Raw genomic sequence first — 12,682 nt, forward strand, 5'->3', positions numbered from 1 at the left:
CGCGAGCCCTCCCAGGTGGACATCACCACACTGCCGGGGATCGGCGTCTCGTAACGCGAGAGGAAAATCGCCGAGGGGTTGGATACTTCTTTCAGCCCCTTATCGGTCATCGCGAACACGCCCAGTTCGTTGACTGCACCAAAGCGGTTCTTGACCGCCCGCAGCATGCGCAGGCGACCATCGGACTCGCCCTCGAAATACAGTACGGTATCCACCATGTGCTCCAGCACCCGGGGGCCGGCCAGGGATCCTTCCTTGGTCACGTGCCCCACCAGGAAGATCGCCGTACCGCTCTGCTTGGCATAGCGCACCAGCAATGCCGCACTCTCGCGCACCTGGGCAACGCCACCCGGTGCTGACTGCAACTGCTCGGTGAATATCGTCTGGATCGAGTCCACCACCATCACCCGCGGTTTTTCCAGCCGCGCAGTGGCAATGATGCTCTCGATGCAGGTTTCGGTCATTACCCGCAGACGCTCCTTCGGCAGGTCCAGACGTCTGGCCCGCATTGCAACCTGCTGCTGTGATTCCTCGCCGGTGACATACAACGCCGGCATGCTCTCGGCGAGCTGACACAAGGTTTGCAACAAAATAGTCGACTTGCCTATCCCCGGATCACCGCCGATCAGCACCACCGATCCGGAGACCAGCCCGCCACCCAACACCCGATCCAGCTCCGAAGACCCGCTGGGCTGGCGCGGCACTTCTTCGGTGGATACCTCCGCCAGCGTGCGAACCTGTGCAGCCTGCCCAGCCCAATGCCCACTGCGTCCCGTCGAAGGGCCGCTGCCGCCAGTTGGGGTAACATCGACAACAGTCTCCACCAGGGTATTCCAAGCCTGGCATTCGCCGCATTGCCCGGCCCACTTGGAAGACGTCGCGCCGCACTCGGTGCAGCCGTAAATGCGCTTGTTTTTTGCCATGAAAATCCCCGGTGGCGAAACAAAGGTGTTAATTTCGGATGATACCGCCGGGCAGCGGAGACGACTGGCACGACAGGCCAATGGCCACCAGCATCTTCGGCTATACTCTGCCCGTATCTGAACAAGAGACCATTGTATGCCGACCGAGATTGAAATTCCCAAGCCCTGCAAAGCCTGCCAGGAAAACGAACCCCTTCCCTTTGACTTCACCATGGCGTTTCAACCGATCGTTGACACCCGCGACAACAGCGTCTTTGCCTACGAGGCCCTGGTTCGCGGCACCGATGGCGCCGGGGCCTGGAGCATTCTCTCGCGCGTGACCGAAGAAAACCGCTATGTGTTCGACCAGTCGTGCCGGGTAAAAGCTGTGGAGCTGGCTGCGCGCCTGAAGATTCCCTGCTTTGTCAGCATCAACTTTCTGCCCAACGCGGTATACAAGGCGGCGACCTGCATCCGCGCTACCCTCGAAGCCGCACGCCGCTACAATTTTCCTACCGACCGGCTGATATTCGAGATCACCGAGAACGAACGGCTGGTCGACAAGGAGCATCTCAAGAGCATCATCACCGAATACAAGCGCCAGGGCTTCAAGACGGCTATCGACGATTTCGGTGCCGGCTACTCTGGTCTCAATCTGTTGGCCGAGTTTCAGCCCGACATCATCAAGCTCGACATGGAGATAGTACGTGATATCGACCATGATCCGGTTCGCCAGGCGATCGTGCGCGGAATCCTCGGTGTGTGTGAGGCACTGAGTATCGACGTGATTGCCGAGGGCGTAGAGAGCCGGGAAGAGTTGGACATACTGCGTTCGATGGGCGTTTTCCTGTTCCAGGGCTATCTGTTTGCGAAGCCCGGATTCGAACACCTTCCCGAGATCAACTGGCCGGTCGATGCCTGATAACGCCAATAGCGGCACGTCCGGCAAGGACCTCTTCGCCGAGCTCAACGAGCAACTGCTGGAAGCCCAGTTTGAATTGCGCAAGGCAGGCAAGGGACCGGTTCTGTTGCTCATTGCCGGCAACGATTTTGCCGGGAAGGCGGAGGTAATCGATACCTTCTATCAATGGCTGGATAACCGCTTTCTCAATACCCGGGCCTTCGCTCTGCCCCGCGGGCTGGAAAAGCAGATGCCGCCATTCTGGCGTTATTGTCGGGCACTGCCACTGGCCGGGGAGATCGGTTTCTATCTGGGCTCCTGGTACCACCAGCCGCTGAGAAAATTCAGCCGGGGCGAGACTTCCGTCAAACGCTTTACCGCGCAGATGCAGGACATCCTGCGTTTTGAGCGGCTGCTGGTGCACGAAGGCGCCACGGTGCTCAAACTCTGGTTGCATCTCGACGCCGAGGACGAGGATGGGCAGGCCAGAAGCGAGAAAACGCAGACGTCCGAAACCATTGCGATGCGCGAGTGGTCAGATTTCAGTGCTGCCGATTATCAAAAGGTCCGCAGTGCAGCCCAATTGATGATCGATCTGACCTCCGTCGGTGGCGCCCCCTGGATCAGGGTGGCCGGGCGCGACGCCGGGCAAAGGGATCTTGAAATTGGCCAACTGCTGCTGGATACCCTCCGCTCGTGCTTGAATGACGAGAAGCAAACAGCCATCCCGCGCAGCTGGATTCCGTCCACCCGACCGCGGCTCGACGAACTCGACTACAGTCAGGCGCTGTCCAAGGATGACTACAAAGCCCTTCTCGAGCACTACCAGAATCGCTTGCGCGAGTTGCTCAAACATCCTGGTTTCGCCCGCCGCAGTCTGCTACTGGTTTTTGAAGGCACCGATGCTGCCGGCAAGGGCGGCACCATAAGGCGCATTACCCAGTGCCTGGATCCGCGCTTTCTGCGCGTGCACGGCACCCGGGCGCCCACCGACGAAGAGAAGCTGCAGCCCTATCTGATGCGCTTCTGGCGACGGATCCCCCGACCCGGCACCATCGTCGTGTTTGACCGTAGCTACTATGGCAGGGTGCTGGTCGAACGCGTGGAGGGCTTCTGCACTCCGGCGCAATGGCAGCGTGCCTATGGCGAAATCAATGATTTCGAGCAGCAGCTGCGGCAGGCCGGCACGCTGGTAATCAAGTTCTGGCTGGCGATCACCCCCGAAGAACAGCTCGACCGGTTCAATGCCCGAGAAGAATCGCCGCTCAAACGCTACAAGCTGACCGATGAAGACTGGCGCAATCGCGAAAAATGGCCAGCCTACCGCGACGCGGTGCATGACATGCTCGAGTTCACCAGTACCGAAAACGCACCCTGGCACCTGATCTCCAGCGAGAACAAAAAGCACGGGCGCATCGAGGCTTTGAAGATCGTCTGCGAAACCCTGGAGCAGGCGCTAGACTGACTGCCGATAACAGCTCTGCATCCCATGTCACAGGAGTCCTTCTCATGCGTGTACTTAATGAATTCAAGGCATTTGCGCTGCGTGGAAACGTTGTCGAAATGGCGATCGGTATCATCATCGGCGCTGCCTTCGGCAAAGTCGTTTCGTCTTTTGTAGCCAATGTGGTGATGCCCCCATTGGGCTTGCTGATTGGCGGCGTCGATTTCGCCGACCTGGCCATTGTACTCAGGGATGCACAGGGCGAGTTGCCGGCAGTCACCCTGGGTTACGGTCTGTTCATCCAGAGCGTGGTCGACTTCCTGATCGTGGCGGCAGCCATCTTCGTCGCGGTCAATGTGATGAACAACCTCAAGCGCAAGGAGGTCGAGCAGCCTGTATCGCCGCCGGTGGAAACCCAGAGCAAGCAGGAAATACTGCTGAGCGAGATTCGCGACCTGCTCCAGCAACAGCGCCAGTAGCAAGCCAACCGCTACTGACATCTGCGCTATACTGCCGGCCAGTGATTTCCCGATCCCTTATAAAGCGGCACCCCCCATGCAAACATGCACCACCGCGTTCGGCTCTCTGGAGCTCGAACGCTACCCCGTTACCGACAACCCGACGCTGCAGGCGTTTGACACCGCAGACGTCTATCTGCTGCAAACCCTGGCAGAGCAACCCGCCGCGGATCTGCCGGTGCTGGTGATAAATGATCACTTCGGCACCCTGGCCTGTGCGCTGGCGAAAGCCAGCCCGCAACACAAACCGCATAGCTGGAGCGATTCCGAGCTTTCCAGACTGGCCCTGCAGGCCAACCTGGCAAACAACGGGCTTGCAGCCGACGCGGTGCATTTCATCGATAGCCAGCAGCCACCGCAGGGGCCTTATCAGCGGGTGCTGATCCGCGTGCCAAAAAGTCTGACGTTGCTTGAAGATCAGCTTGCCCGTTTGCGCGAGCATCTGACGGATGACGCCACCGTCATCGCAGGAGCAATGGTCAAGCATCTGCCCCATGCCGCCGGCGACCTGCTGGCAAAGCACATCGGCCCCTATCAGGCCTCCCTGGCCTGGAAAAAGGCTCGCTTGCTCACCGCGGCGCTCGACCCGTCTCTTACCCCGGCGAAGACCGATCTAACCACTAGCTACCCTTTGCCGGGCGGCGATGAGGAACTGATCAATCTGCCAGGCGTATTCTCCCGGGAAAAACTCGACAACGGTACCCGACTGCTCCTCGAGACCCTGCCTACCGGGCTGGATGGGCAGCGCATCATCGATCTGGGCTGTGGCAACGGCGCCTTGGGTATACGGGCCGCGCAGCTCAATCCCGACGCGCAACTGGTATTCGTCGATGAATCCCATGCGGCCGTTGCCTCGGCGCGGCTGAATTTCAGCCGGGCCTTCCCCGGACGCAGCGCCGAGTTTGTGGTCTGCGACGGCCTGACGGATATGGCAGCCGACAGCGCCGGCCTGGTGCTGTGCAATCCACCCTTCCACCAGCAACAGGCAGTGGGCGATGAAGCGGCCAAACGCCTGTTTGCCCAGAGCAGCGAGGTGCTCGACGCCCAGGGTAGTCTGATGGTGGTCGGCAACCGGCATCTGGGCTATCACGTGAAGCTGCGGGCAAACTTCGACAAGGTCGAACAACTGGCTGCGAATCCGAAATTCGTGGTTCTCAAGGCCAGTCACTGAAACCGCCCACCCTGGCGGCCTAGTCGGCGGGCTTGACCCTGTGCCGCCGGCAGCGCTCGGAGCAGTATCTGACCTCCTCCCAGCAGCGCTGCCATTTCCGGCGCCAGCTGAAAGGCAGGCCACACTGAACGCAGACTTTACTCGGCAGATTGGCCTTCTTCCTCACAGCGCCTCGCCATCGTCCAGGCGCTGGAGCAGTTTTTCGCCCCAGTCCCACAACGCCTGCTGATTCTTTTCGGTCATCCGATCAAGCGTGCCGTAGATCATTTTCATCCGGTGGTTACTCTTGAACTGATCACGGTGGCGCATCAGGAAGTGCCAGTAGAGGGAATTGAACGGGCAGGCCTTTTCCCCGGTTTTCTCGGTAACCTTGTAGCTGCAGCCCTGACAATGGTTGGACATGCGCTTGATGTATTGTCCGCTCGAGCAATAGGGCTTGGAGCCCAGGTAACCGCCATCGGCATGCATCACCATACCCAGTGTGTTGGGCAGCTCGACCCAGTCGAACGCATCCATGTAGACCGCCAGGTACCAGTCGCAGATCTGTTTCGGCTCGATACCCGCCAGCAGCGCGAAATTGCCGGTCACCATCAGGCGTTGAATATGATGGGCATAAGCGTGTTCCAGCGTCTGGCCTATGGCCTGCTGCATGCAACGCATGCGGGTCTTGCCAGTCCAGTAGAATTCCGGCAGATCGCGCGTATTGCCCAGTGTGTTGTTTTCAGCATAACCGGGCATCAGCAGCCAATAGATGCCGCGCACATATTCGCGCCAGCCAAGTATCTGTCGAATGAACCCTTCTGCTGCATTCAGCGGAATGTCACCGCCCTGATAGGCCGCCTGAACGTCGAGACAGACCTTGCGCGGATCGAGCAGGCCGATGTTCATCGCCGCGGCAATTCGCGCGTGAAACAGAAACGGCTGGTGATCGGCCATCGCGTCCTGGTAATCACCAAAGTGCGGCATTCCCTGCTCGAGAAAAGCCTCCCACAGGCCCTCGGCATCCTTTGCGGTCACCGGGTAATCAAAGCCATCGAGCTGGCCGTAATGCTCGCCGAAGTGCGCGGCCACCACCTGTTCCACCTCACGTGTTGTGTTGTCGGGGGGAAAATGCGGCTGCGACGGGATGCACGCATCGTCCGGCAGGGCCTTGCGGTTCTCAGCATCGAAATTCCAGCTTCCGCCTTCCGGACCGCCTGCGGCGTCCAGCAGCAGTTGCTGATCCTTGCGCATCTCGCGGTAGAAGAACTCCATGCGCAGCTGTTTGCGCTCGCCAGCCCAGTCGGCAAAACGCTGATGGCTGCAGAAGAATCGATCGTCCTCGATCAGCTGCAGCTCCGCCCAGTCATCCTGCAGTGCCCGAAAAGCATCGAGCAACCGCCATTCGCCGGGTTCGCAAAGCAATATACCTTCCGGCTTGAGCCGACTGCGGGCGCGCTGCAATTCCCCGGTCAGCGAGCCGGTATTGTCCTTCTCATCCAGTTTGACGTAATCAACAGCAAAACCGCGCTCCTCCAGCTCTCCGGCGAAGTGCCGCATGGCAGAAAGGATCAACAGGATCTTCTTGGGATGGTGAGGTACGTACCGGCCCTCTTCCCGAACCTCTGCCATCAATATGCGATCCTTTTCCGGATCGGCGTCGCGCAGGGTAACCAGTTGGTGGCTGAGTTGATCGCCCAGCACCAGAATAAGATGGCGGGTCACGGACGTAGAGGCATGGTCAGGCGCATCTCGGGAGCCCCTTCGCTGGAATGCTCTTGCGAGGGTCCGATCTCGTCATAAACGTTCTTGTGTACCAGATTGATTGTTTCGAGGGGCACGTTCTTGAGCGTGTTGCGCGCCACCTCGAGCCCGCTGAATGTCCAGGGGCTTTTGTCGTCTGCATTCTTCTTGAGCATGTAGCGGCGATCGTCCAGGACCGCCTCGACCAGATAGATGGAGCCCTCATGGGAGAGCACATTCAATTCGATGACTTGGCCTTCGCCGGCCAGCTTCTGCAAATCGTCGAGGGTCATTAGCGGACTCCTTTACACATGTGACGGAAACTATAGCTCCGCACACCGCTGGCCTCCATTTACAGATGTTACATATTGTCCTTTTTCGCCATCACGGCACTCTCTGTCTTGGCGATCTTGTCCAGCAGTCCCATACCGAATGCCGATACCACGAAGGTCATGTGGATGATCACGTACCACATCATCTTGTCGTTGGGGATGTTCTGCGCATTCATGAACACCTTGAGCAGGTGGATCGAGGAAATGGCAACGATCGAGGCAGCCACTTTCATCTTCAGCGAGCTGGAATCCATCTTGCCGAGCCATGCCAGCTTTTCCTGACCTTCCTTGATATCAAGCTGCGAAACGAAGTTCTCATAGCCGGAGATCATCACCATCACCAGCAACCCCCCTACCAGCGCCATATCGACCAGCGACAAGACAACCAGAATCAGATCCGCCTCGGCAATCGCGAAAAGATTGGGTAGCAGATGAACGACCTCCTGAAAGAACTTGACCGCCAAGGCGAAAAGGGCCAGCGACAGGCCGAGATAAATCGGGGCCAGAATCCAGCGGGCTGCATACAACAGTGTTTCCAGTGCGCGTTCCATACTCGTTGATACCTTCGTTTGATTTGAGATGCCCGCAGGGCGGGCAAGTTGTTCACAGTTACTGTGGATAACTCTGTGGGCAGTTGGTTTTAAAGGCGCTGCGAGCCCGAGTAGTGCGGTGATCCTTGCCAAAGTACAAAAAATAGCCAGAAAAGCTCATTTTAATATTCAAACAAGCGTTGGTCGCCATTCATGGTGGCTGCAGCCGCAAATCACGGATCGCGCCCTGCTCATATCGTGCTTTTATCGCCTCACTGATCTGGGGTATTGACAACCCCAGAAACCGTATCAACCGTTTATTTGTTCCACATGATCTGTGGATAACTCTGTTGGTAAACATGGGAAACAAGGCTACGCGGCTTGTCTGGGCTGTGGTTCGCGCGATTGCTCATCGAGTGATCAAGCGCGACCGGCCGGTTTCGATTCGCAATGGTCGGTCGAGCTATTGTCGTCGTCGCGCTGCAGTTCGGCAATCTCACGCAGGCGCCCGACTACCCGTGAATTGATGGTGCCATCGGGATAGTGCCCGGCCTTGTCGGCGACGCCGGTTTCCTCGCCGGCCAATAGCCCCATTGCCTGATCGACCTGACTGACTGCATAGATATTGAACATGCCCGCCTCCACCGCATCAAGCACGCTCTGGTCCAGCATCAGGTTGGGCACGTTAGCGCGCGGGATGATAGCACCCTGCTCGCCGGTCAGCCCACGGGCCAGGCACAGGCGGAAGAAACCCTCAATCTTCTCGTTGACGCCACCCACAGCCTGCACTTCACCGAACTGGTTGATCGAGCCGGTAATCGCGAAGCCCTGCTTCAGCGGCGTGCGCGACAGCGCAGACATCAGTGCGCAGACCTCACCCAGGGAGGCACTGTCGCCATCCACATATCCATAGGACTGCTCCAGCGCGATGCTGGCAGAAATCTCCAGGGGGAAATGCTGCGCATAACGACTGCCCAGGTAACCGGTCAGAATCATCACGCCCTTGGAGTGGATCGGTTGGCCGAGCTCCACCTCGCGCTCGATGTCGACGATACCGCTGCCACCAGGGTAAACGGTCGCACTGATCCGCGCTGGTACGCCGAACACTGAATCGCCCACCTCCAGTACGGTAAGGCCGTTACACTTGCCAACCTCGGCGCCATCGGTGTCGATCAGGATCACCCCCGAGAGCATATCTTCCCGGATGCGGGCACTGACACGGCCAGTGCGGGCTTCCTTGGCCTGAAGAGCCCGCTCGATGTGCGCGGTATCGATCAGCGCATCGCCGGCCAACTGCCGGGTGAAGTCAGCCTCGGCCACCAGCTGGAAGATGTCACTGATCCGCGCAGAGAGACGCTGCTGATGCTCAGCCAGCCGCGCACTATGAGTCATTACCCGTGCCACTGCGGCGGCCGTCAGCGGTGCGATGCCCTCCTCGGATGTACGCGTCTTGAGCAACTGCGCCATGCTCTCGATGCTTTCGGCTGTCCGCGGCAGGTCCTCGTCAAAATCGACCAGTACCCGAAACATCTCCTGAAAGTCCGGATCCAGGTCCTGAAGCGTGTAATAGAGATGCCGCGAGCCAATGATAACCACCTTGACCGCCAGTGGAATGACTTCAGGCGTGAGCGTCACCGTTGTCAGTCGGCCCATGTCGGCCCAGGGCGATTCCATCTTCAACTGGCGTGATTGCAGCGCGCGCTTCAGCGCGTCCCAGACAAAGGGCTCACCCAACAGCTTTTCGGCCTCCAGCACCAGATAGCCACCATTAGCGCGGTGCAGGGCACCCGGGCGTATATGTCGGTAGCTGGTGATCAGCGCACCCTGCTCGGAGCTGTATTCGATGCGCCCGAACAGGTTGTCGTATGAGGGATGCGGTTCATGTACTACCGGCGCACCACCACTGTCTGCATGGCCGACTACCAGGCTCGGGCAATATTGCTCGGTCAGCAGCTGCTTCTTGTAGGCCTCGGGCCTGGGCTCGAGCGCGCGCTCGTCAACCAGCAGCTCGACCACGGTTTTCAACAGATTCTGGCGAAGCAGATTAATGTATTCGCATACCGCGTCGTTTCCGCTGTATTTCTCCAACAACGGCTCGAGGATCGGTTTGATCGAGTCGGTGATCGTCTGCTCGTTCAGCTCGCGCAACTGGTTGCTGGATTCGCGCTTCCACTGGGGCAGACTGGAAAGCGCTTCGTTCAGCACCTCTTCGAGCGTCGCAATATCCACATGAAAACGCTCGCGCTCCTCCTCGGGCAACTGCGCGAATTCTGCTTCGTCCAGGGCCTTGCCGTCTTTCATCGGAGTGAACGCGATGTTCTGGGCATCGCGGTAGACAGCAATCTTCTTCTCCAGCGCCTTGCGCTCGACCGAATCGATCGCGCGGTCATAACGCTGGTTGAAGCCCCGGTCGATTGCACTTTTCTTCTGCTGAAACGCCGGATGCTCGAAGACCGCGGGGAAGGTCGCCAGCAGATTGTCGATAAGCCGGTTTATGTCTTCCAGCAGTTCGTTGGCGGTACCGGGTGACAGATTCAGAACCCAGGGCTCACGCGGCTCGTCGAAGTTATTCACGTACAGACAATCCTGCGGCGTGATCTGCCGCTTGGCCTCGGCCTTGAGATAGCGCATCACGTAGGAGAAGCGCCCGGTGCCCGGGTCGCCCATGACGAACACGTTGTAGCCCGAACGATGCATTGCCACGCCGAACTGCAAAGCCTCTACCGCGCGGTCCTGACCGAGAATCCCGAGAAAGGGTTCCAGATCGTCGGTGGTAGTAAATCCCATGCTGTCCAGGTCGATTGGTGCTGTGAGCTGTTCGGGCAGCAGGCGCAGAGCGTTGGCAGTGTTGGTCATCAAGCGTCCTTGAAAGGAGTTGGTTGGCATGCAATGCGGCATTGTTGCCCTGTCAGCTTCCGCTGACAAGGGCAAAGCGGCGTTTGACTTGACGACCGGACCTGCAATCGCGTTCTATTAGAGTAATTACTCAAACATATAAGAAGGTGCCGAGCGCATGTCTCTATCTGTGCAGGAATACGTCGACAGCGATGCTACCGGTCTCGCTGAACAGGTCGCTTCAGGCGCGACCAATGCCACCGAACTGCTGGATATTGCCATAAGCCAGTATCACCGCCTCAACCCTCAGCTCAATGCGGTGTGCCAGCCGATGTTCGAGCTGGCCAGGGAGCGCGCCGGACAACAGCTAAGCGGCCCCCTGGCGGGCGTGCCCATGTTGATCAAGGATGCGATACAGGATTATGCCGGCCTGCCCACCGGCAACGGCAGCACCGTTTTCAGCCGTACCCCCGCCGCCCGCCATTCGCATATCGTGCAACGCCTGCTCGACGCCGGGGCGGTAATAATCGGCAAGAGCAACACGCCGGAACTGGCCCTCAAGGGCGTTACCGATCCCGAAGCCTTTGGCCGCACGAACAATCCCTGGGATACCAGCAGAACACCGGGCGGATCAAGTGGTGGATCAGCGGCTGCGGTGGCCGCCGGTATGGTGCCGATCGCCGGCGCCAATGACGGCGGAGGCTCGATCCGCATTCCCGCCGCCTGCTGCGGACTTTTTGGCCTGAGGCCCAGCCGAGGCCGCGTTTCCGTGGGGCCGGCGCATAGCGAGATATGGGAGGGCGCCTCCAGCGACCTGGTGGTGTGCCGCAGCGTCCGCGACGCGGCCCTGGCCATGGACGTACTCGCGGGCCCGGCTCAGGGCGATCCTTTTATAATCACCGCACCACAGGAATCTTTCCGCGATCTGTCGCGGCGCGATCCCGGCGTATTGCGGATTGGTTACAGCACCCGCTCGCCGGTGGACACACCGGTGCATCCAGAAGCGGTGCAGGCTGTGGAGAATGCAGTGAAGGTTTTGCGCTCACTGGGTCATGAAGTGGTTGAAGCAGAGCCCGACTATGACGGTCAGGCGTTGGCGCGTTGTTATCTCAACATGTATTTCGGCCAGGTCGCGGCGACGCTTGACCAGGCGCGACAGAACGGCGCCCGCGACGAGGAATTCGAACTGCTGACCCGCACCCTGGCGGCGTTTGGCCGAGGGATGACCAGTGCAAGCTACATCAACAGCCATCGCCAATGGAATCAGTTCAGCCAGGCCCTGGGGACTTTCTATCAGCAGCATGATCTGTATCTCACGCCGGCCATCGCCCATCCGCCCATACGCCATGAACAGGCGAAAATACCCTCCGGCCAGGAACGCGCAATGCGCTGGCTGCTGGCCAGCGGCTTGCTGCCGCTGCTGGCACGCTGGGGCGTGATGGATAACATGGTCGAGGACATGGCGCGCAAGAACCTCACCTATGTGCCCTTTACCCAGCTCGCCAATCTCACCGGCACCCCGGCGATGACGGTGCCGCTGCACTGGACGGCAGACGGGCTGCCACTGGGCGTGCAGTTCTGCGGCCCCTCGGCCAGCGAGCCCCTGCTACTGCAACTGGCCAGCCAGTTAGAGCAGGCGCAGCCCTGGGCGGACAAACGCCCGCCAATCAGCAGGCTCGAAAAACAGAGCTCTTAATCAGTTGCCGGACCGAGCGACTTGACCAGCTCCCTGACCAGCGGCTTCATAAAGAAGCTGCTTTCCGGCATCAGATCGACCCGCACGCCGCGTTCACGCAATTCATCGGCCACCACCGGCCCGACTGCGGCAACCTTCAGCTGTCCCAGCCCATCAAGCAGCGCCTGCTCACCGCACTGCCGCCGACCGATCTGAAACAGGCGGCGCACCTGAGTGGCACTGGTAAAGGCAACCGCATCGAGCTGCCCATCCAGAATAGCCGACACCAGTTCTTCCACCCGTGCGTCTTCCACATCGTCGGCATATACGTAGGGAGCGACGCTGCTGACCTCCGCGCCCGCTTCACGCAGAAAATCAATAAGCGGCAGATTCGGCTCTGTGCCGTATAGCTGTACTGCAACCCGTCGGCCTTGCAGGTTCTCGGCCTGCAGCGTGCGGATCACGCCTTCGGTGGTAGGCTCCAGTGCAACGAGATCGGATTTGAGCCCGATACTGCGCAGCGCGGTGCCTGGCTTCGGACCCCGGGTGAGCTTGCGCACCTGACCGAGCTTGGCGATAAAATCCTCGCGCAGGCTACCGCCTGCGCGCTCCGCCGTACCCAGCATACGTCGCAGACCTTCGCCGGTGAGCA

At 59.5% G+C, this 12,682-nt stretch carries 12 protein-coding genes; 5 read left to right on the forward strand and 7 right to left on the reverse strand.

The annotated features are described in order from the left end of the window. The coding region (gene radA, locus ABYA88_RS13375) for a DNA repair protein RadA (protein ID WP_373187865.1) at nucleotides 1–923 on the reverse strand (923 nt) is incomplete at its 3' end. Between the two features lie 136 nt (nucleotides 924–1,059). Between radA and ABYA88_RS13380 the strand changes: the two genes are divergently transcribed. The 4 genes from ABYA88_RS13380 (at nucleotide 1,060) to ABYA88_RS13395 (ending at nucleotide 4,936) form a co-directional block, all read left to right on the forward strand. Then, nucleotides 1,060–1,824 (forward strand): EAL domain-containing protein, encoded by a 765-nt coding sequence (locus tag ABYA88_RS13380; protein ID WP_373187866.1) that lies wholly within the window; start codon nucleotides 1,060–1,062, stop codon nucleotides 1,822–1,824. Further along, nucleotides 1,817–3,268, forward strand: coding sequence for a polyphosphate:AMP phosphotransferase (gene pap / locus ABYA88_RS13385; protein WP_373187867.1), 1,452 nt, complete (start codon nucleotides 1,817–1,819; stop codon nucleotides 3,266–3,268). The genes ABYA88_RS13380 and pap overlap by 8 nt, the downstream gene beginning before the upstream one ends. Before the next feature lie 44 nt (nucleotides 3,269–3,312). Next, nucleotides 3,313–3,726 (forward strand): large-conductance mechanosensitive channel protein MscL, encoded by a 414-nt coding sequence (gene mscL, locus ABYA88_RS13390; RefSeq protein ID WP_373187868.1) that lies wholly within the window; start codon nucleotides 3,313–3,315, stop codon nucleotides 3,724–3,726. Between the two features lie 76 nt (nucleotides 3,727–3,802). After that, nucleotides 3,803–4,936 carry a methyltransferase gene (locus tag ABYA88_RS13395; RefSeq protein WP_373187870.1) on the forward strand — a complete coding sequence of 378 codons (1,134 nt, stop codon included), beginning with the start codon at nucleotides 3,803–3,805 and terminating at the stop codon, nucleotides 4,934–4,936. Between the two features lie 19 nt (nucleotides 4,937–4,955). Here the strand turns inward: ABYA88_RS13395 and ABYA88_RS13400 are convergent, their stop codons facing one another. The 5 genes from ABYA88_RS13400 to ABYA88_RS13420 form a co-directional block, all read right to left on the reverse strand. Beyond that, nucleotides 4,956–5,102 (reverse strand): DUF2256 domain-containing protein, encoded by a 147-nt coding sequence (locus ABYA88_RS13400; protein WP_373187872.1) that lies wholly within the window; start codon nucleotides 5,100–5,102, stop codon nucleotides 4,956–4,958. Further along, nucleotides 5,099–6,640 (reverse strand): cryptochrome/photolyase family protein, encoded by a 1,542-nt coding sequence (locus ABYA88_RS13405; RefSeq protein WP_373187874.1) that lies wholly within the window; start codon nucleotides 6,638–6,640, stop codon nucleotides 5,099–5,101. The genes ABYA88_RS13400 and ABYA88_RS13405 overlap by 4 nt, the downstream gene beginning before the upstream one ends. Then, nucleotides 6,637–6,951 carry a DUF6482 family protein gene (locus ABYA88_RS13410; protein WP_373187875.1) on the reverse strand — a complete coding sequence of 105 codons (315 nt, stop codon included), beginning with the start codon at nucleotides 6,949–6,951 and terminating at the stop codon, nucleotides 6,637–6,639. The genes ABYA88_RS13405 and ABYA88_RS13410 overlap by 4 nt, the downstream gene beginning before the upstream one ends. A gap of 68 nt (nucleotides 6,952–7,019) precedes the next feature. Further along, the gene (locus ABYA88_RS13415) at nucleotides 7,020–7,541 is read right to left on the reverse strand and encodes a TIGR00645 family protein (protein ID WP_373187877.1); all 522 of its coding nucleotides are present in this window, start codon (nucleotides 7,539–7,541) and stop codon (nucleotides 7,020–7,022) included. Nucleotides 7,542–7,940: 399 nt separating this feature from the next. Then, nucleotides 7,941–10,376 carry a Lon protease family protein gene (locus ABYA88_RS13420; RefSeq protein WP_373187878.1) on the reverse strand — a complete coding sequence of 812 codons (2,436 nt, stop codon included), beginning with the start codon at nucleotides 10,374–10,376 and terminating at the stop codon, nucleotides 7,941–7,943. 157 nt (nucleotides 10,377–10,533) lie between these two features. On the opposite strand from ABYA88_RS13420, the gene ABYA88_RS13425 reads away from it, so the two are divergent. Continuing rightward, nucleotides 10,534–12,051 carry an amidase gene (locus ABYA88_RS13425; protein ID WP_373187879.1) on the forward strand — a complete coding sequence of 506 codons (1,518 nt, stop codon included), beginning with the start codon at nucleotides 10,534–10,536 and terminating at the stop codon, nucleotides 12,049–12,051. On the opposite strand, the gene ABYA88_RS13430 is transcribed toward ABYA88_RS13425, so the two are convergent. Continuing rightward, a partial coding sequence (locus ABYA88_RS13430; protein WP_373187880.1) for a uroporphyrinogen-III synthase occupies nucleotides 12,048–12,682 on the reverse strand: 635 nt, incomplete at its 5' end. The genes ABYA88_RS13425 and ABYA88_RS13430 overlap by 4 nt on opposite strands.

The sequence above is a fragment of the Halopseudomonas sp. genome, from assembly GCF_041579695.1.
Classification (GTDB): Bacteria; Pseudomonadota; Gammaproteobacteria; order Pseudomonadales; family Pseudomonadaceae; genus Halopseudomonas.